Here is a 17,134-nt window from a genome sequence, read left to right on the forward strand (position 1 = left end):
TCGATGCAAGGTTAGTCTTGCACACGGGCAGAATACCTTGCAGGTGAACATGAAAGCCATCGACGATCTTTCCTGGGACGATGTCCGGCTGGTGCGGCTGGTGGCGGAATCCGCCGGACTGGCCGGTGCCGCCTCGCTTCTCGGGGTCGATCCGTCCACGGTCTATCGCCGCCTCGGGGCGCTGGAGAAGCATCTCGGATGCACGCTGTTCGAGCGCCACCGCACGGGCTATGTGCCGACCGCCATCGGCGAAGAGCTGGTTGCGCTCGCCGATGGCTTCGAATCGGGAATTCTCGAGTTCGGCCGCCGTCTGAAGGGCAAGGCGATCGACATAACTGGCGAGGTGCGGGTGGCGACTGCAGACAGCCTGCTCGCCCATCTCCTGACGCCCGTCTTTGCCCGGTTTCAGGCATCGCATCCGGGCATCCGGCTCGATGTGGTGATCGGCAATCTGCCGCTCAATCTCTCGCGGCGCGATGCGGATGTGGCGATCCGCGCCACGGACAATCCGCCCGACACGCTCGTCGGGCGGCGTATCGGAACGCTTGCCTGGGCGCTGTACGGCCAGCCGCCGCTATCGTTGGCGGTGGCCGATGGCTCGGCCAACTGGGTGACCCTCGGTGACGAGATGGCGTCGCTCAACGTGGTTCGCTGGGCGCATGAGGAAGTGCCGCCCGAGCGTCGCGTCTATCGGGCCAATTCCGTGCTGGCGCTGGCCTCCGCCGTGGAGGCCGGCATCGGCGTGGGGCATCTTCCCTGCTTCATAGGGGATCAGTGCCGGGCGCTCGTCCGGTTGTCCGATCCGGTGTCGGCCTTTTCGGCCGGTCTCTGGCTGCTCACCCATGCAGACCTGAAACAGTCGCCGCGCATACGCCTGTTCATGGATTTCGTCGCAGCCGAACTCAACCGGCTGCGACCGCTCATGGAAGGCGATGCTTTCCGTCTGCCCGCCGCTCACGACGGGCCGGAGGACCTTATCTCGCCTCAGGCGTAGACCGCTTCCTTGCCGAAGTGCTTCACCAGCAGATACTGGAGGCAGACGCGATACTTGTTGCGGTTGGAGCGCCCGTAGGTGTCGAGGGCGGCGTTCAGCCCCTTCTCCAGTTCGGGGCCGGCCGAAAGGCCCAGCTTCTTGACGAGGAAGTTGTTGCGCACCCGGTCCAGTTCGGCCTCGTCGGAGGACGAGACGGTCGAGGCGTCGTCATTGTAGATGGAAGGTCCTGCTGCCTTGGCGATTTTGGTCAGCAGGGCCATGTCGGCATCGATCCCGCATTTGGCCTTCAGGTCCGCCGCATATTTCTCGATCAGACGGTTGAGTTCGCTCATTCCCGGTTCCCTTTTCTCCTGGTGGTCATTGTTTTCTGGAGGGGTTCACGCGCGCGCTGAACGAAGCGAACCGTAGCAAAGCCGTTACTACTTGTCATTGATAAAAATTAAAAATTACGAAGATTAAAAAAACCGCTGTTTTCGGCCTCCGCCGGTCCTGCAACCGTTGAAATTGCCGGCTTGCCTTCCCCACATAAGAATAAAATCTTGTAGCGTGGCGGTGCGGGCCGATCCCCGGCCGCCGGCGGAACCGGAGGGCTTCATGGCCAAAGATCCATACGAGATCCTCGGCGTGGCGAAGAGTGCCTCGCAGAAGGACATCCAGAGCGCCTATCGCAAGCTGGCGAAGACACTGCACCCGGACCTGAACCCGGGCGACAAGGCAGCGGAAGAGAAGTTCAAGGCGGTGTCGGCCGCCTATGCGATCCTCGGCGACGAGGAGAAGCGCAAGAAATTCGACGCGGGCGAAATCGATGCTTCCGGCATGGAGCAGCCCTCGCGTGAATTCTACCGCGAATATGCCAATGCCGGCGGCGATCATGGCCGCTATACCTATTCCGGCGGCTTCTCCGATTTCGGCGATGCGGACGATTTCCTGTCCGGGATCTTCGGCCGCAGGGCCGGTGCAGACCGCAACCAGCCCTTCCGGGGCCGGGACCGGCATTACGCGCTTTCGGTGGAGTTCCTCGATGCCGTCAATGGCGGGTCGATGAAGGTGAACCTGCCGGAGGGCGGTGCGCTCGACATCCGCATCCCGCCGGGCACCCGTGACGGCCAGACGCTGCGCCTGAAGGGCAAGGGGGAACCGGGGCTGAACGGCGGCCCGCAGGGCGATGCGCTCATCGACATCACGGTGAAGCCGCATCCCTTCTACGAACGGGATGGCGACGATATCCGCCTGGACGTGCCTGTCAGCATCAAGGAGGCGGTTCTCGGCGGGAAGATCCGCGTTCCCACGCCAACAGGTCCGGTCAGCGTCACCCTGCCGCCCCATTCCTCGAGCGGCAAGGTGCTGCGCCTCAAGGGCAAGGGCGTCAGCCGTGCGGGCGGTGCCGGCGACATCTACATCACGATCCGCCTGGTGCTGCCGGAAAAACCGGATGCGGCGCTGGAAGCCTTTGTCAGGGACTGGGCGGCCGAGGGCGACAATCCCCGCCGTGCAATGGGAGTGTGAGCCATGAGGGAGCATGATTTCCGGCAGAAACTGCGCATCGAGGTCACTATGCTCGACAGCTGGGTGTCGCATGGCTGGCTGATACCGGTCACGACGCCGCAAGGGCGGGAATTCACCGATGCCGACCTTGCCCGGGCGCTGCTGATCCGCGACCTCGTGCACGACATGGGCGTGAACGAGGCGGGCGTCGACGTGGCCATCCGGCTGATCGACCAGATGCATGGCCTCAGGCAGACGCTGCACGGCCTCGTCCGGGCCATGGATCGTCACGACCGGCGCCTGCGGGACCGGTTGATTGCCGAGATCGTGGATCTGGATTGAGGCGCAGCCGGCCTTGACTTCGCGGGTGCATTCCTGCTCGTTTGCCGTGCAATGCAATCGCAAAGAGAGAGAATGCCATGTCGTCAGATCCCGTCCTGCATTTCCACGGGGCCGCGGGCACCGTTACCGGTTCCTGCTTCCAGCTCGAGACGGACGGGGTCCGGATTCTCGTCGATTGCGGGATGTTTCAGGGTTCGAAGACGGAAAAGGAGCTGAACTACCGCCCCTTCCCCTTCGATCCCCGGTCGGTCGATGCCCTCGTTCTCACCCATGCGCATATCGATCATTCGGGCCTCGTTCCGAAGCTGGTGAAGGACGGTTTCAGCGGGCCGATCTATGCGACCGGCCCGACGGTTGATCTTGCCGCTGTGATGCTGCCCGACTCGGGCCACATCCAGGAAATGGAGGTGGAGCATCTGAACCGGCGCAACCGCACGCGCGGCCGCGAGGGCGTCGAGCCGATCTACACCGCAGCCGATGCCACCGCCTGCATGACCCAGTTCCGCGCGGTGCCGCTGAAGGAGTGGCAGGCGATCGGCAATGGCGGGTTGAAATTCCGCTTCTGGAATGCGGGACATCTTCTGGGTTCCGCTTCCATCGAAGTCGAGACGGGCGCGGGGCGGCGCATTCTCTTCTCGGGCGATATCGGCCCGGCCAACAAGCTTCTCCAGCACGATCCGGAAGCGCCTTCCGGCTGGGATTACGTGCTGTGCGAAAGCACCTATGGCGACCGGGACCGGGACGATGCGACCGACGAGGCGCGGCTCTCGATGCTGCGTGCGGAAGTGCGGGCGGCGACCCGTCCCGATGGCGCGCTCGTCATCCCGTCATTTGCGGTGGAACGCACGCAGGAGCTTCTGGCGGATCTCGTGCTGCTCATGGAGCGGCGCGAAATCGAGACCTGCCCGATCCTCATCGATTCCCCCCTCGCCTCCCGGGCGAGCCGGGTGTTCCAGCACCATGCGCGCGAGATGGACAATGGCGACCTGCTCTCGAGGGCCATGCGCGCCCGCAATGTCCGCTTCACCGAAACGACGGAGCAGTCGAAGGCCATCGACTTCATGCACGGTTTCCACATCGTGATCGCCGCAAGCGGCATGTGCGAGGCCGGCCGCATCCGCCACCGGCTGAAAAACTGGCTGTGGCGCGAGGAGGGTACGGTGCTTCTGGTCGGCTTTCAGGCCGCCGGAACGCTGGGGCGCATCCTTGAGGACGGCGCGCATACCGTACGCATCCAGGGGGAGGAAATCGCGGTGCGCGCCCGCATCCGCAAGCTGGACGTCTACAGCGGCCATGCGGACGGTCCCGATCTCGCCAGGTGGGTGAAGGCACGCCTGCCGGTAAAGGCTGGCCTCTTCCTCGTTCACGGGGAAGACGAGGCCGTCGTCGGGATGAAGGGGCGGCTTGCACCCTTGGTCGGCGAGAACAGGCTTTTCACGCCCGCGCTCGATTCCGCCTACCGTCTGGAGGCCGCTGGCCCCGTGCTGCTGGAGGCGGACGAGACCAAGCCGCGCATCGATCCGGTGGCGGCGGGTCATCCCGACTGGCACAACGACACGCAGGCCTTCCTGCTCGATCTCAACGACGCGCTCGCCAGGGCCGGGGATGCCAAGGCCCGGCGCGTGCTTCTGCGCCGCCTCAAGCGGGCGCTCGAGGACGAGCGGCACCACTGAGGGCGCCTCACAGGACCTGCAACACCTTGCCCGTATCGTGCTGCCGGACGAAATCCACCCGGGTTCCGTTCCAGTGGTAGCTGTAATGCCGACCCTGGACGGGGATCGGAACGATGTCGGGCCAGAAGAGGCCGACGCAAAGGCCGCCGGGCATGCGCACGCTGCTCCAGAGGAGACCGTCGCTGCCGGCTGCCCTGAGCCTGCGCCCCACCGCCTGCGAGGGGCCGTAGTCCACGGGATCGAGCGCGCCCTCGATGTGGCTGACATCATGCAGGTCCCGGTCGAGCGACCCGATCAGAACACGGAAATCGGACGTCCAGCCGGGCTCTTCGCGGGTTGCCGCCATGAATTTCTCGTGGTGGTGGATCGTCTCGGCCAGGGCCACGTCCTCGCTGCTGCCGGCATAATAGATGCCGTAGCTTCCGTCGGTGAAGCGGCCCGGACGGAGCGGCGAGCAGTGCACGAAAGGCGCCATCACGAGGCTCGCGCCCGGCCCCGATACGCGGCGGTTCGCCGGCACCTTGCCGAGATCGCCAATTTCCAGCCGGATGCGGGGGTTCGTTTTTTCCTCCACGGCCGCGAGCGCTTCCCAGTCCCGGGGATCGGCGATGTCCTCGAAAAGATCAATCGGCGGATGGATCGACCGGATGATGCGGAAGGTCTGTGGCCACCGGACCCGGATCGGTCGCGGCAGGCCGTCTACCATGCGCCGCGCTCCGCATCGAGCCATTCGCGCATGGCCGACAGGTCGGCCATTTCACCGCGCAGCATGAGGTCGAGAGCGGATTGCCCCGCGAAGGCGTCGTTGGGCTTGCGGATCCAGGCATAACCGCGGGCGGGGTCCTTGAAGAGATAGCGGAGGCCCTTGTGGATGCCCATCAGATGGGCCATCCGCATGCGCAGATCCCGGTCGATGCGGCCGATCTGCCCTTCCTTCCAGCGAGCCCATGTGCGGGCGGAAAGCCCGCCGAGCAGGATGCAGGCTTCCGCATCGCTGAGGTTCCAGGCGCGGAACAGGTTGACCGTGGTGCGGGCGAGCGCGCCTGCCTCCTCTTCGGTGATGACAGGGGTCTGGCTGGCCGAAGGCGTGGTTTCGATGGGCTGGAGCAACATGAATGCATTCCTTCTTTGGCATGAATATAGAGATATTCTGCCAAATGGCAAGGATCGCCCCCATTCAAAGCCGCCAGGATCGGTCTTCCGCGTCCAGGGTCGATTTCAGATAGTCGAAATGCTCGTAGGCCATCCCGCGATAGGGAAGCCAGTCCTCCGCGGTTTTCTGGGCGAGATCGTCCGCCATCACCGCCAGCGGCTTGCCCGTGGAATAGGCAAGCACCAGCGTCTTGGCCGCTCTTTCGAAGAAATAGAGATGCTCGAAGGCTTCCGCCACCGTGGGCCCGGTGACCGTGACGCCATGATTGCCCATCAGCAGCACGGAGTGATTGCCGAAGGCGGCCGCAAGGCGCCTGCCCTCCTCCGCCTCGTCGGCAATCCCGCCGAAATTCGTGTCGATGCCGACCTGCCCGAAAAAGCGGGCCGTGTTCTGGTCGATCGGCAGCATTGCGGGGTCCTTGAGACAGGCAAGGGCCGTCGCATAGGGAGGATGACAGTGAAGGATCACCCGGACGGAGGGGCGCTCGCGGTGGATGGTCCCGTGGATGCACCAGGCAGAGGGGTCGGGCGCCTGAGGTCCCTCCATGACGCTTGCATCATCGGCGTCGAGGAGAAGCAGGTCGCTCGCCCGGATCGAGCCGAAATGCTTCCATCGCGGATTCATCAGGAAGCGCTTTCCGTCGGCGGAAACCGCCGCGCTGAAATGGTTGCCGACCGACTCATGCCAGTCGAACTTCACCGCCAGCCGAAAGGCGGCCGCAAGATCGATGCGAAGCGCCGCCAGGGCCTCCGGGCCCGGTTCGCCCATGCTGTTGTCCTCGCTCCGTGCCATGAGATCCTCCCAGCCTGCTGTTCCCTGTCCGGGAAAGGCTAGCGCCGCCCGAGGCAGCGGAGAAGGCGAAGGAGCCACAAAAAATCAATGGCCTCAGGCCTCTTCCGCCTCATGGGCAGAAGCGGCAACGCCATTGGCGCTGTCATAGGCCTGCCGCGCGCGGTCGATGTTGGGCAGGTTCTGGTGCGCCCACTTGCCGAGCGCCTCGACGGGCTCCCAAAGCGAGCGGCCAAGGGGTGTCAGCGCATATTCCACCTGCGGCGGCACGGTCGGATGCACGGTGCGGTTCACCATGCCGTCCCGTTCGAGGGTGCGCAGCGTCAGCGTCAGCATGCGCTGGGAGATGCCGCCGATCCGCCGCCGCAGCTCGTTGAAGCGCAGCGCCTCGTCGCCGAGCATCATGATGACCAGGACGCTCCACTTGTCGCCCACGCGTTGCAGCACCTCGCTGACGCGGCCGCACTGGCAGGGCTCGTAATAGTTCGGCATGGCAAAGTTCCCTCGCGGTGACCTGGTCACAAATTTGTGCCTTCTTGCGCCCGATTGCAAGTACCCTATTTTATCCAAGTTACTATTTGTTACTGCTTCGGGTGCTTGTTTCCGGAAGGCCCGGAGCAGTTGGAGCCAAAGGAAGGACCACGCTCATGCTGCTCGAAAAACTGAACTGGCGCTATGCGACCAAGAAGATGGACCCGGCCCGCAAGGTGCCGCAGGAAAAGGTCGACCGCATCATCGAGGCGGCTCGCCTTGCCCCGACCTCCAGCGGGCTGCAGCCCTTCGAGGTACTCGTCATCACCAATCCGGAGCTCAAGGAGAAGATCCGCGCCGTCGCGTGGAACCAGGCCCAGGTGACCGACAGCTCGCATCTCCTCGTCTTCGCCGCGTGGGACAACTACACGGCCGAGCGCATCAACCGCATGTTCGATCTGGTGAACGAGGAACGCGGATTCACCAGCGAGGGCTGGGAAGCCTATCGCCAGAAGCTGCTGGAAACCTATGTGCCGCGCAGCGCCGAAATCAACTTCGAGCATGCCGCACGCCAGGCCTATATCGGCTTCGGTCTTGCCCTGACGGCCGCCGCCTTCGAGGAAGTCGACGCGACGCCGATGGAAGGCTTCGATGCCGCGGCGCTGGACGAAATCCTCGGTCTCCGGGAAAAGGGGCTCCGTTCCGTGACGATCATGCCCATCGGCTATCGCGATGCGGCCAACGACTGGCTCGTCAATCTCAAGAAGGTCCGCCGCGACCGAAAGAATTTCGTGACCGAGATCGCCTGATCCCGTCTTTCGAAACCCGCAAAGAAAAAGGGCCCGGCGCTTGCCGGGCCCTTTCTCGATGCTCCGAAGCGGGTCTCAGAGGCTGACGACGTGGCTCCAGCCGCGCTCGTCGTTCGACGCACCCTTCTGGATGCCGACCAGCTGTTCGCGCAGGGCGGTGGTGAAGTCACCGGTCTCGCCATGGCCGATCTTGAACTCTCCGCCTTCATGCTTGACGGTGCCGATGCCGGCCAGAACGGCGGCGGTGCCGCAGGCGAAGCATTCCTGCAGACGGCCGCTCGTGGCGTCCTTCTGCCATTCCTCGAAGGTATAGGGGCGTTCCTCGACCTTCATGCCACGGTCACGGGCAAGGTCGATCACGGAGGAGCGGGTGATGCCGGGAAGGATGGTGCCCTTCAGCGGCGGCGTCACGATGGTGCCGTCAGTCATCACGAAGAACACGTTCATGCCGCCGAGCTCCTCGATATAGCGGTGCTCCGCCGCATCGAGGAACACCACCTGGTCGCACTGGTGCTTGTAGGCTTCGGCCTGCGCAACGAGACTTGCCGCATAGTTGCCGCCGCACTTGGCAGCGCCGGTGCCGCCATTGGCGGCGCGGGTGAAGTGGGTTTCCACCCAGAGCGTCACCGCCTTGGAGCCGCCCTTGAAGTAGGCGCCGACCGGCGAGGCGATGATGCAGAAGAGATATTCGTTTGACGGACGCACGCCGAGGAAGGCTTCGTTCGCGAACATGAACGGACGCAGATAGAGGCTTGCATCGCCCGAGGGCACCCATGCCTTGTCCACCGAGACCAGCGTTTCCACGGCCTTGACGAACAGCTCCTCCGGCATGGTCGGCATCGCCATGCGCTCGGCGGAGAGGTTGAAGCGGCGGGCGTTCTGTTCCGGCCGGAACAGCAGGATGCGGCCGTCATCGGCGCGGTAGGCCTTCATGCCCTCGAAGATTTCCTGCGCGTAATGAAGCACAGCGCTTGCCGGATCGATCTCCAGCGGCTTGCGGGCGGTCACCTTGGCATCGTGCCAGCCTTCTTCCGCGGTCCAGCGGATGGTGATCATGTGATCGGTGAAGACCTTGCCGAAGCCGAGCGACTCCATCAGGCGGTTGCGTTCCGCTTCCGGGACGGGGTTCTTGTGCAGATCCATCTGGAAGTCGGGAATCTTGGTGTGAGCGTTCATCCTATCAACCTTCGTTTCCGGTCACGCCGGCGGCCGCATGGCGCCCGCGGGAGCATCACCGCATCAATCCGTTTCAAGCTCTAGCGTAGAGGGCCTGCCGTTGAAAATAGCCGGAGCACCTCTCGCGAAGAAAAATGTCAGCATCGCTGACCGAACGGGCTGCCCGCCCCTTTGCCGGAGCGCACCGGCGCTCAGCCCATCAGCTTTCCGAGCCAACCCTTCTTCTCGCCTTCGGTCGGTTCGGGCTCGGGTGCCGGAGCCCCTCCCCCGACGATCTCGCCGAACTTCGAGAAGAAATCTCCGGCCAGCTTCTTGGCGGTGCCGTCGATCAGGCGGCTGCCGAGCTGGGCAAGCTTGCCGCCGATATCCGCCGTGACGGTGTAGTGCAGGATCGTCGCGTCGCCATCGGCCTCCAGCGTGACCTTCGCCCCGCCCTTGGCAAAGCCTGCCATGCCGCCCGATCCCTCGCCGCTGATGGTGTAGCCGTTCGGCGGGTCGAGATCGGAGAGCGTCACCTTGCCGGAGAAGCTCGCCTTGACCGGCCCGATCTTCAGCGTGACCTTCGCGGTCATCTCCGTGTCGGAGGTCTTCTCGATCGACTCGCAGCCGGGGATGCACTGGCGCAGCACATCGACATCGTTCAGCCCGGCATAGACCGCCTCCCGGCTCGCCTCGATCCTCTGGGATCCGTTCATGTCCATGGGCATCTTCCTCCTCGATGGTTCGCCCGGCACTCCCCTGCCGGCCGTTACCCTTGCCTAATTGAGCGGAAACTTCGGCCTTAGCAAGGGCAAGATCAAGCCCTTCTTTTGAATCAGGATTGCTTTCTCCGGAAAATGGAGCGGGGAGATATCCACCGTTTCCCGCCTGTCCCGCATTGGTGGGTTGCTATGGGCCATATATAATCGCGAAGGACAGAAATCCGGAGCGACGATGAGCCGATCTGCAGCCAGCCCTTCCCAATTCGACCTCTTCGGCATCGAGGACGCCCCCTCCCCTGCCGGCGAGAAGACGGCTGCAAGAGCGCCGGCCCGCGCCATGAGCCATGAGGACATGGCCCGCCATCTGGTGGAATCGGGGCGCTACCGCGTCCTCAGGCGGCTGGAGCCGCGTGCCGTGCAGCCCGTGGCGCGGCCCGAATTTCCCCTGCGCGGCATTGTTCTCGATACGGAAACGACCGGCCTCAACCACAGGAAGGACGAAATCATCGAGATCGGTCTCGTCGCCTTCTCCTTCGACGCCGAAGGGCGGATCGGCGAGGTGACCGACGTCTATGGCGGGCTCAACCAGCCGTCCCAGCCCATTCCAGCCGACGTCACCCGGCTGACCGGCATCACCGACGAGATGGTGGCGGGCCAGCGGATCGATCCCGAGGCCGTGATGCGGCTGGTCGAGCCCGCCGATCTCGTGATCGCCCACAATGCCGGCTTCGACCGGCCCTTCTGCGAAGCCTTCATGGATGTCTTCCGCACCAAGGCCTGGGCCTGTTCGGTCAAGGAGGTGGACTGGGGAAAGAGGGGTTACGAGGGCACCAAGCTCGGTTATCTGATCGGCCAGTCCGGCTATTTCCACGACGGGCACCGCGCCGTGGACGATTGCTTTGCCCTGCTCGAGGTGATGGAACGGGGCGCCGGCTCCCCCTCCCCCTTCGCGGAACTCCATGCCGCGAGCCAGCGCGCCAATGTCCGGATCTTCGCCGAAAACAGTCCCTTCGACATGAAGGACCATCTGAAGGCGCGCGGCTATCGCTGGTCGGACGGTTCGGCGGGTCTGCCGAAATGCTGGTGGGTCGAACTGCCTGAAGAGGCGCTCGAGGCGGAACTTGCCTATCTCGGCACCGAAATCTACCGCTGGCGCGATGCCGATCCGCCGGTGCGGCGTCTCACCGCCTTCGATCGCTACAAGGGATGAGGCGGCCGAAGCCGCCTCCCCTCCCCTTTTCCGCTCAGGGCGAAACGGAGCGCATCAGCCCGCCATCGACGCGGATGCTCTGCCCGGTGATGTAGCTTGCCTCGTCCGATGCGAGGAAGGCGATGGTCGCAGCCACCTCTTCAGAACGGCCATAGCGGCCCATGGGCACGCCCTGCCTGCGCTCTTCCGTTGCCGGAAGGCTGTCGATCCAGCCGGGCAGCACATTGTTCATGCGTACATTGTCGGCGGCGAAGCTGTCGGCGAAGAGCTTGGTATAGGCGTTCAGCCCTGCCCGCGCCACGGCCGAGGTCGGGAACATCGGTGTCGGCTCGCTGACCCAGGCGGTCGAGATATTGACGATCGAGCCCTTCTTCTGCGCCTGCATGATGGGTGCGACGAGCCTTACGGTGCGGATGACGTTCATCAGGTAAACCTCGATGCCGGTCATCCACTGTTCGTCGGTGATTTCGAGCAGCGGTGCGCGGGGCCCGTGTCCGGCGCTGTTGACCAGCACGTCGATCCGCCCCCACTTTTCCATGGTGGTGTCGACCAGGCGCTTCAGGTCGTCGTTCGAGAGGTTGGACCCGGTCACGCCGATGCCGCCGAGCTCCTTGGCGAGCGCCTCGCCCTTGCCCGAAGACGAGAGCACGGAAACGGCATAGCCATCCGCCGCAAGCCTGCGTGCCGCCGCTGCGCCCATTCCGCTGCCGCCTGCCGTAATGACGGCTACCTTTTCTCCTGCCATGCATCTCTCCTGTCTCTGGCCGGTTTTTGTCCCGGCTCCTGCAATCGGTCGCGGACCCTAGCATCCGGTTCGGACCGCTGCGAGAGCGATTTTCTGACAGGTCGGATGAACGGGATTGATCAGGGGGCCGGCCTGTAGTGCCGGAGCCGCTTCAGCCGGGCATGCAGAAGCAGCGCGCGCAGCGCCTCCCCTTCGTTGCCGAAGAGCTCGACCCGCTGCCGCCCGAACGTGCCGATCCTGCCCCAGCGCCGGATGAGGGCGACTTCTCCAAGCAGGGTTTTCTCGATGGACAGTGCGTAGAAACGCTGCATGTTGCGGCGCGGGTCGATGCGCTGGAGATGGAGCTGGAAGCGATTTTTCATGGGAAAGAGTCTGATTCCTTCCCCCGTCGGCGTCCAACGAATGATATGAATCGGTTGTCGCCGACCGATTCATCGGGGTGATGAGTCGGCCTCCCAGGCGGTGCAGTTCGCGCCCGGGCGGACGCCTCCCTGCCTCGAAGCTTGCACGGCGGTTGCGCACCGCGCGATACGCAGGCAGCCGGCGGCGAAACCTAAGGTGCTGATTTCAAATGCATAACGCCGCCTTGGAGAGGCCGCGGCAAAGAGCAGGCGGGCAGTGCCGTTAACCATTTGTTAACGCTATTTTTCTTGTCAGATTGCGGGAATCGGCGATAATGGCGGCAAATCTTCTTTCATGCCAAAATTATCGCCAGAACGGTTGATCCGATGAATGCCTATACCCCGTTGCCGTCGTTCGAATTCGACGACAAGATCCTGATGCAGGGTGCGGAGATCTCGCGCAAGCTCGACCAGCTGCGTTTCGAGAAGTTCCCGCCGAATGCCCGCAAGACCCTGCGCCAGTTTTCCATGGCGGAGGTGGCGCATTATCTCGGCGTCAGCCCGAACAATCTCAAGCGCCTTCATCTCGAGGGCAAGGGACCCGTGCCCACCACCTCGACGGGCGGCCGCCGGTTCTACACCGCCGAGCAGATGCTCGAGCTGCGCTTCTTCCTGGACAAGACCGGCAAGGCGGAAGCCAAGAAATATGTGCCCCACCGCAAGCCCGGCGACAAGCTTCAGGTGATCGCGGTCGTGAACTTCAAGGGTGGTTCCGGCAAGACGACGACGGCGGCCCATCTGGCGCAGCACCTGGCCCTGACCGGCCACCGGGTGCTGACCGTCGATCTCGACCCGCAGGCATCCCTTTCGGCGCTGCACGGCTTCCAGCCGGAGCTCGACCGCAACCCTTCCCTCTACGACACGATCCGCTACGACGATCAGCGCAAGCCGATCGCGGACATCATCCTGCCGACGAACTTCCCGGGGCTGGATATCATCCCCGCAAATCTCGAGCTGCAGGAATACGAATACGACACGCCGCTGGCGATGCAGCAGTCGAACGAAGGCAAGCGCTTCTTCACCCGCATGGGCAAGGCGCTGGCCGATGTGGACGACCGCTATGATGTCGTCGTCATCGACTGCCCGCCGCAGCTCGGCTACCTGACGCTGACGGCTCTGACGGCGGCGACCTCGGTGCTGATCACCGTTCACCCGCAGATGCTCGACCTCATGTCGATGTCGCAGTTCCTGCTGATGCTCGGTAACATCACCAAGACCATCAAGAAGGCCGGCGCGAATGTCCGCATGGACTGGCTGCGCTATCTCATCACCCGCTACGAGCCGAGCGACGTGCCGCAGGTGCAGATGCTCGGCTTCATGCAGTCGATGCTGGCCGAGGAAATCCTCAAGACACCGATGGTGAAGACGACAGCCATCTCCGATGCTGGCCTGACCAAGCAGACCCTCTACGAGGTCGACCGGGCGAACTTCACCCGCGAAACCTATGACCGCGCCATCGATTGCCTCGATGCGGTGAATTTCGAGATCCAGGGTCTGATCCACAAGGCGTGGGGGCGGCTATGACCTGCGTTGACGGCCGTAAAAACGGGGAATTTCTCTCGAAAATTCAACTGGATGCTCCACCGCGGGAGGCCTTCTGATGGCGCGGAAGAACCCGTTTGCAAATCTGATGGACGACAAGGCCGATGAGGCTCTCCGGCCGAAGCTCGACTATACGATCAAGGGTGCGTCCCGGTCCATCCTCTCCTCCATCGACGAGATGGCCGAACGAGCGGACAAGCTCCTGGAAGGGCTGACCGTCGTCGAGGTCGATCCCGCGCAGATCGACGGTTCCTTCGTGAAGGACCGTCTGGCCGAGGATGACGAGGAGTACCGGATCCTGCTCGAGGCAATCCGGGAGCAGCAGCAGCAGAGCCCGGTTCTGCTGCGCCCGCACCCGCGCCAGCCGGGCCGCTACATGGTGGTCTTCGGCCACCGGCGCGTGCGCGCCGCCCGCGATCTCGGGCGAAAGGTCCGGGCCGTCGTCCGCGAGATCTCGGACCGCGAACATGTGGTTGCCCAGGGACAGGAAAATTCCGCGCGCGCCAATCTCTCCTTCATCGAGAAGGCTCTTTTTGCCGGCGCGCTTGCGCGGCTGAACTATGATGGCGACAACCAGACGGTCATGGCCGCGCTCTCGGTGGATCGTGCGACGCTGTCGAAGCTGCTCTCGGTCAGCGCCTTGCCCGCGCCCATTCTCGAGGCGATAGGCCCCGCACGGGGCATCGGGCGGGATCGCTGGTACGAGCTGAAGATCCTGCTGGAACGCAAGCCGGCGCTGGAGGCGGCGCTCGCCGCCGTTGCCGATCCCGCCTTCCGCTCCATCCCGTCCAGCGACGATCGCTTCCACCGGGTCGTCGCCGAGGCAAAATCCGCGGGCAAGGCAGCGAAGCCGAAACCGAAGCCGGTCTCGCGCAGCTGGGCCTCGGAAGACCGGCGTCTGGCTGCCGAGATGAAGAGCGACGGCAAGAATTATACGCTGGCGCTCAAGGCGCGGGATGCGGTGGGATTTGGAGAATACATGGCCGAGAACCTGGCCTCGCTCTACGAGGCCTATCGTCGGTCAAGGGAGAGCTGAGGCCGCGCCTTCGGGCGTGGCATTTAGGAAACGCGGGGAAGGGCGCGATGTCCTCCACCCCCGATGCAAGGAGATGAAACCGCAAAAGAAAAAGGCCCCCAAACGTTTCCGTCGTGGAAGCCCTTCTCCGTGTTGTAGCAAACCGAGAATCGCATTTCCCCGAATCACTGTCAAGAGTCTTTGGCATCGTTTGGTGCGCTGATTTCTGCTGCCTTTTCGAAAGGTGAGAAAGATGCAGCCCGGACTTGTGACGACGCCCTTCGGGCGGCGGCCGATGTCGCTTGGCCAGATCGCCGCGCAGCGCAGCCTGCCTGCGGTCGAGGAGGGCAAGACGATCGACAAATGGAAGCTCTACAGAGCGCTATGCGAAGCGCGTCAGGCCCTCGGGATAACCGACCGGGCGCTGGCGCTCCTCAACGCGCTCCTGTCCTTCCATCCCCATGCGGTGCTTTCCGCGGAGGAGAGCCTGGTGGTCTTTCCGTCGAACGCGCAGCTTTCGCTGCGGGCGAACGGCATGGCCGAAACCACCATTCGCCGCCACATCGCGCTGCTCGTGGAGAAGGGCCTTCTCCAGCGGAAGGACAGCGCCAACGGCAAGAGATTTGCCCGCCGGGACAGGGAAGGGGAGGTCGACCAGGCCTATGGCTTCTCGCTGATGCCGCTTCTCGCCCGCGCCGATGAGATCGAGGCGATTGCCGCCGGCGTCGTTGCCGATCGGCTGGCGCTCCAGCGCCTGCGGGAGGAGATCACGGTCTGCCGCCGCGACATCTCGAAGCTGGTCGCCGCAGCCCTCGAGGAGGGGCTTCCGGGAGACTGGACCGGCTTCACGCTCGCCTATCAGCAGATCGTATCCGCCATGCCGCGTTCCCTCGATGCCATGGCCGCCAGGGATTGTCTCGACCGTCTCGAAACGTTGCGCGCGCAGGTGCTCAAGGCGATGGAAAATATCGCTCTTTTCAAGAAAGAGGACGGCAATGACCGCCATTCTGGCGGCCACATACAGAATTCAAATACCGACTCTATCCATGAATCTGAACAGCTCCTCGAGAAGGAGCAAGGCGAAACGCCGGCGGAGGAACGGAAAGGGATGCGCGCACCGCCCAAGGTGTTCCCTCTGGGTCTGGTTCTCTCGGCGTGTCCCGAAATACTGCCCTATGGTCCGGGCGGGAGCATAGGCAGCTGGCGCGACCTCATGACCGCAGCCATTGTGGTGCGCTCCATGCTGGGCGTCAGCCCCTCGGCCTACGAGGCGGCCTGCCATGCGATGGGACCGGAAACGGCTGCGGTCGTGATGGCGTGCATTCTCGAAAGGGCCGGGCATATCCAGTCCGCCGGCGGCTATCTCCGGAACCTGACGCGAAAGGCGGAAGCGGGTGAATTCTCCGTCGGTCCGATGCTGATGGCTCTCCTGCGCGCCAACGGGGCAGGGCAGAGGCAGCGGGCGTGACCGGGATGTCAGAGCCCAGCCGCCTTGGTGAGATTGATCCGGAAGCGGTCGCGACGGCGCTGGTATTTCCGGGTCATTTCGGCGGAGGCATGTCCGAGCTGCTTCTGGACATGGCGTTCGTCCACCTCGGCGGAGGAGGCAAGGCCGGCGCGCAGCGAGTGGCCGGAAAACAGCTGGAGGCGCTCGCCTTCCCTGAGGTCGGAGCGGAGACCGGCTGCCAGGGCCGCGCGCTTCACCAGGCGGGCGACTTCCTTGTCGTTGAGCCGCTCGGAGCCAACCGAGGTGCCGCGGTCGGTCACCCGACGGAAAAGCGGGCCATGCGCCAGCCGGGCATGGGCGATCCAGCTTGCGACCGCGTGAACGGGGCAGCTCATGTCGGAGGAGCCCCGGCCGATCTCGACCTCCCGCCATCCGGTCTTGCCGCGGAGCGTGACGATCATCCCCTTGTCGAGGATCTCTATCCATCCCCGGCCATCCTCGGTCTGGTTGCGGCCGAGATCGAGCCCGGTGACCTCGGAGCGGCGAAGACCGCCGGCAAAGCCGACGAGCAGCATCGCCCGATCGCGCATGCCGCGCAGCGAGCCCCTGTCCAGGGTTTCGAGCATGGCCAGCAGATCGGACGGAAGGATGGCTTCCTTCTGCCGCGGCGGCTGCCCGTGGGTGTTCCGGATCCCCGCGAGCACCGTGGCGATATGCCGGTCGCTCCGGTCGAGCGAGAAGCCCGCCTCGCGATATGAGGAGGCGAGGGCAGAAAGGCGTCGCTCGATGCTGGAGACCTTCAGGGGTTTCATGGCCGGGCTACCGGATGCGAGTGCGGTGATGTAGAGACCGATGACCTGCGGGTCGGGCGGTGCTGCCTCGAGACCCTGCCGGCGGCACCAGCCGCTGAAATGCCGCCAGTCGGAGGCATAGGCCCGGCGCGTGTTCGCAGAGCTTGCCGCCTCCACATAGTCGCGGGCTCTTTCGGTGAGGTGGTCGAGATGGGCGGGGAGCGGCGAGATGATCCTCTCCTCAAGCGCCGTCGTCTCGCGCGAGGCATCGTCCTGCTGCATGCTTCCCCCTGCTCGTTCCGGGTCGGGCACCTGTTGACCGGCTTAACGGAAAAAGTCCGATAATGCAAGATTATCGGACAACACAGGAAATGCGTTAACCGTGCACAT

At 64.1% G+C, this 17,134-nt stretch carries 19 protein-coding genes; 9 read left to right on the forward strand and 10 right to left on the reverse strand.

The features are described from left to right. The first annotated feature begins 49 nt into the window (after positions 1 to 49). Positions 50 to 994: a LysR family transcriptional regulator gene (locus GGR23_RS18835; protein WP_183367935.1), complete on the forward strand. Its 945-nt coding sequence runs from the start codon at positions 50 to 52 to the stop codon at positions 992 to 994. Here the strand turns inward: GGR23_RS18835 and GGR23_RS18840 are convergent. After that, on the reverse strand, positions 985 to 1,326 hold the full coding sequence (locus GGR23_RS18840) for a DUF2853 family protein (RefSeq protein WP_183367865.1): 342 nt from the start codon (positions 1,324 to 1,326) through the stop codon (positions 985 to 987). The two genes, GGR23_RS18835 and GGR23_RS18840, sit on opposite strands and share 10 nt — an antisense overlap. Before the next feature lie 262 nt (positions 1,327 to 1,588). Between GGR23_RS18840 and GGR23_RS18845 the strand changes: the two genes are divergently transcribed. From GGR23_RS18845 to GGR23_RS18855, 3 genes are all read left to right on the forward strand, one after another. Further along, on the forward strand, positions 1,589 to 2,500 hold the full coding sequence (locus tag GGR23_RS18845) for a DnaJ C-terminal domain-containing protein (RefSeq protein WP_183367866.1): 912 nt from the start codon (positions 1,589 to 1,591) through the stop codon (positions 2,498 to 2,500). Between the two features lie 3 nt (positions 2,501 to 2,503). After that, positions 2,504 to 2,821, forward strand: a complete 318-nt coding sequence (locus tag GGR23_RS18850) for a chaperone modulator CbpM (RefSeq protein WP_183367867.1) — start codon at positions 2,504 to 2,506, stop codon at positions 2,819 to 2,821. 77 nt (positions 2,822 to 2,898) lie between these two features. Beyond that, the gene (locus GGR23_RS18855; RefSeq protein ID WP_183367868.1) at positions 2,899 to 4,494 is read left to right on the forward strand and encodes an MBL fold metallo-hydrolase; all 1,596 of its coding nucleotides are present in this window, start codon (positions 2,899 to 2,901) and stop codon (positions 4,492 to 4,494) included. Between the two features lie 7 nt (positions 4,495 to 4,501). On the opposite strand, the gene GGR23_RS18860 is transcribed toward GGR23_RS18855, so the two are convergent. The 4 genes from GGR23_RS18860 to GGR23_RS18875 all read right to left on the reverse strand — a co-directional run bounded on the left by GGR23_RS18860 (position 4,502) and on the right by GGR23_RS18875 (position 6,928). Then, complete coding sequence (locus GGR23_RS18860) at positions 4,502 to 5,200, reverse strand: RES family NAD+ phosphorylase (protein ID WP_246365852.1); 699 nt, start codon at positions 5,198 to 5,200, stop codon at positions 4,502 to 4,504. Beyond that, on the reverse strand, positions 5,194 to 5,607 hold the full coding sequence (locus tag GGR23_RS18865) for an MbcA/ParS/Xre antitoxin family protein (protein WP_183367870.1): 414 nt from the start codon (positions 5,605 to 5,607) through the stop codon (positions 5,194 to 5,196). Before GGR23_RS18865 ends, GGR23_RS18860 begins: the two co-directional genes overlap by 7 nt. A gap of 64 nt (positions 5,608 to 5,671) precedes the next feature. Next, the gene (locus GGR23_RS18870; protein WP_246365853.1) at positions 5,672 to 6,439 is read right to left on the reverse strand and encodes a class II aldolase/adducin family protein; all 768 of its coding nucleotides are present in this window, start codon (positions 6,437 to 6,439) and stop codon (positions 5,672 to 5,674) included. Positions 6,440 to 6,532: 93 nt separating this feature from the next. After that, positions 6,533 to 6,928 carry a winged helix-turn-helix transcriptional regulator gene (locus tag GGR23_RS18875; RefSeq protein WP_183367871.1) on the reverse strand — a complete coding sequence of 132 codons (396 nt, stop codon included), beginning with the start codon at positions 6,926 to 6,928 and terminating at the stop codon, positions 6,533 to 6,535. A 155-nt stretch (positions 6,929 to 7,083) separates the two neighbouring features. Between GGR23_RS18875 and GGR23_RS18880 the strand changes: the two genes are divergently transcribed. Continuing rightward, positions 7,084 to 7,716, forward strand: coding sequence for an NAD(P)H-dependent oxidoreductase (locus tag GGR23_RS18880; protein WP_183367872.1), 633 nt, complete (start codon positions 7,084 to 7,086; stop codon positions 7,714 to 7,716). A 75-nt stretch (positions 7,717 to 7,791) separates the two neighbouring features. Here the strand turns inward: GGR23_RS18880 and GGR23_RS18885 are convergent, their stop codons facing one another. Together GGR23_RS18885 and GGR23_RS18890 are read right to left on the reverse strand one after the other, a co-directional pair. Then, the gene (locus tag GGR23_RS18885) at positions 7,792 to 8,892 is read right to left on the reverse strand and encodes a branched-chain amino acid aminotransferase (RefSeq protein WP_183367873.1); all 1,101 of its coding nucleotides are present in this window, start codon (positions 8,890 to 8,892) and stop codon (positions 7,792 to 7,794) included. Between the two features lie 191 nt (positions 8,893 to 9,083). Then, a complete protein-coding gene (locus GGR23_RS18890) occupies positions 9,084 to 9,593 on the reverse strand; it encodes an SRPBCC family protein (protein WP_183367874.1) in 510 nt (169 codons plus the stop codon). A 232-nt stretch (positions 9,594 to 9,825) separates the two neighbouring features. Between GGR23_RS18890 and GGR23_RS18895 the strand changes: the two genes are divergently transcribed. Next, positions 9,826 to 10,803 (forward strand): 3'-5' exonuclease, encoded by a 978-nt coding sequence (locus GGR23_RS18895; protein WP_183367875.1) that lies wholly within the window; start codon positions 9,826 to 9,828, stop codon positions 10,801 to 10,803. 34 nt (positions 10,804 to 10,837) lie between these two features. Here GGR23_RS18895 and GGR23_RS18900 read toward each other — a convergent pair whose 3' ends face one another. Together GGR23_RS18900 and GGR23_RS18905 are read right to left on the reverse strand one after the other, a co-directional pair. Next, on the reverse strand, positions 10,838 to 11,548 hold the full coding sequence (locus GGR23_RS18900) for an SDR family oxidoreductase (RefSeq protein WP_183367876.1): 711 nt from the start codon (positions 11,546 to 11,548) through the stop codon (positions 10,838 to 10,840). Positions 11,549 to 11,667: 119 nt separating this feature from the next. Further along, entirely contained in the window at positions 11,668 to 11,910 is a 243-nt protein-coding gene (locus GGR23_RS18905; RefSeq protein WP_183367877.1) for a WGR domain-containing protein, read from the reverse strand. A gap of 366 nt (positions 11,911 to 12,276) precedes the next feature. On the opposite strand from GGR23_RS18905, the gene repA reads away from it, so the two are divergent. The 3 genes from repA to repC all read left to right on the forward strand — a co-directional run bounded on the left by repA (position 12,277) and on the right by repC (position 15,974). Then, on the forward strand, positions 12,277 to 13,473 hold the full coding sequence (gene repA / locus GGR23_RS18910) for a plasmid partitioning protein RepA (protein WP_183367878.1): 1,197 nt from the start codon (positions 12,277 to 12,279) through the stop codon (positions 13,471 to 13,473). 76 nt (positions 13,474 to 13,549) lie between these two features. Further along, a complete protein-coding gene (gene repB / locus GGR23_RS18915) occupies positions 13,550 to 14,527 on the forward strand; it encodes a plasmid partitioning protein RepB (protein ID WP_183367879.1) in 978 nt (325 codons plus the stop codon). Positions 14,528 to 14,759: 232 nt separating this feature from the next. After that, positions 14,760 to 15,974 (forward strand): plasmid replication protein RepC, encoded by a 1,215-nt coding sequence (gene repC / locus GGR23_RS18920; RefSeq protein ID WP_183367880.1) that lies wholly within the window; start codon positions 14,760 to 14,762, stop codon positions 15,972 to 15,974. Between the two features lie 8 nt (positions 15,975 to 15,982). Here the strand turns inward: repC and GGR23_RS18925 are convergent, their stop codons facing one another. After that, entirely contained in the window at positions 15,983 to 17,026 is a 1,044-nt protein-coding gene (locus GGR23_RS18925) for a site-specific integrase (RefSeq protein WP_183367881.1), read from the reverse strand. Positions 17,027 to 17,134 lie beyond the last annotated feature (108 nt).

The organism is Gellertiella hungarica (assembly GCF_014197145.1).
In the GTDB taxonomy this organism is placed as follows: Bacteria; Pseudomonadota; Alphaproteobacteria; order Rhizobiales; family Rhizobiaceae; genus Gellertiella; species Gellertiella hungarica.

Bases quoted from the DNA above. Each gene is read 5' to 3' on its own strand.
- GGR23_RS18905 (WP_183367877.1), bottom strand. From the start codon at position 11,910: ATGAAAAATCGCTTCCAGCTCCATCTCCAGCGCATCGACCCGCGCCGC.
- GGR23_RS18845 (WP_183367866.1), top strand. From the start codon at position 1,589: ATGGCCAAAGATCCATACGAGATCCTCGGCGTGGCGAAGAGTGCCTCG.
- GGR23_RS18900 (WP_183367876.1), bottom strand. From the start codon at position 11,548: ATGGCAGGAGAAAAGGTAGCCGTCATTACGGCAGGCGGCAGCGGAATG.
- GGR23_RS18860 (WP_246365852.1), bottom strand. From the start codon at position 5,200: ATGGTAGACGGCCTGCCGCGACCGATCCGGGTCCGGTGGCCACAGACC.
- GGR23_RS18855 (WP_183367868.1), top strand. From the start codon at position 2,899: ATGTCGTCAGATCCCGTCCTGCATTTCCACGGGGCCGCGGGCACCGTT.
- GGR23_RS18925 (WP_183367881.1), bottom strand. From the start codon at position 17,026: ATGCAGCAGGACGATGCCTCGCGCGAGACGACGGCGCTTGAGGAGAGG.
- repC (WP_183367880.1), top strand. From the start codon at position 14,760: ATGCAGCCCGGACTTGTGACGACGCCCTTCGGGCGGCGGCCGATGTCG.
- GGR23_RS18875 (WP_183367871.1), bottom strand. From the start codon at position 6,928: ATGCCGAACTATTACGAGCCCTGCCAGTGCGGCCGCGTCAGCGAGGTG.
- GGR23_RS18840 (WP_183367865.1), bottom strand. From the start codon at position 1,326: ATGAGCGAACTCAACCGTCTGATCGAGAAATATGCGGCGGACCTGAAG.
- GGR23_RS18850 (WP_183367867.1), top strand. From the start codon at position 2,504: ATGAGGGAGCATGATTTCCGGCAGAAACTGCGCATCGAGGTCACTATG.
- GGR23_RS18870 (WP_246365853.1), bottom strand. From the start codon at position 6,439: ATGGCACGGAGCGAGGACAACAGCATGGGCGAACCGGGCCCGGAGGCC.
- GGR23_RS18895 (WP_183367875.1), top strand. From the start codon at position 9,826: ATGAGCCGATCTGCAGCCAGCCCTTCCCAATTCGACCTCTTCGGCATC.
- GGR23_RS18865 (WP_183367870.1), bottom strand. From the start codon at position 5,607: ATGTTGCTCCAGCCCATCGAAACCACGCCTTCGGCCAGCCAGACCCCT.
- repB (WP_183367879.1), top strand. From the start codon at position 13,550: ATGGCGCGGAAGAACCCGTTTGCAAATCTGATGGACGACAAGGCCGAT.
- GGR23_RS18880 (WP_183367872.1), top strand. From the start codon at position 7,084: ATGCTGCTCGAAAAACTGAACTGGCGCTATGCGACCAAGAAGATGGAC.
- GGR23_RS18835 (WP_183367935.1), top strand. From the start codon at position 50: ATGAAAGCCATCGACGATCTTTCCTGGGACGATGTCCGGCTGGTGCGG.
- repA (WP_183367878.1), top strand. From the start codon at position 12,277: ATGAATGCCTATACCCCGTTGCCGTCGTTCGAATTCGACGACAAGATC.
- GGR23_RS18890 (WP_183367874.1), bottom strand. From the start codon at position 9,593: ATGGACATGAACGGATCCCAGAGGATCGAGGCGAGCCGGGAGGCGGTC.
- GGR23_RS18885 (WP_183367873.1), bottom strand. From the start codon at position 8,892: ATGAACGCTCACACCAAGATTCCCGACTTCCAGATGGATCTGCACAAG.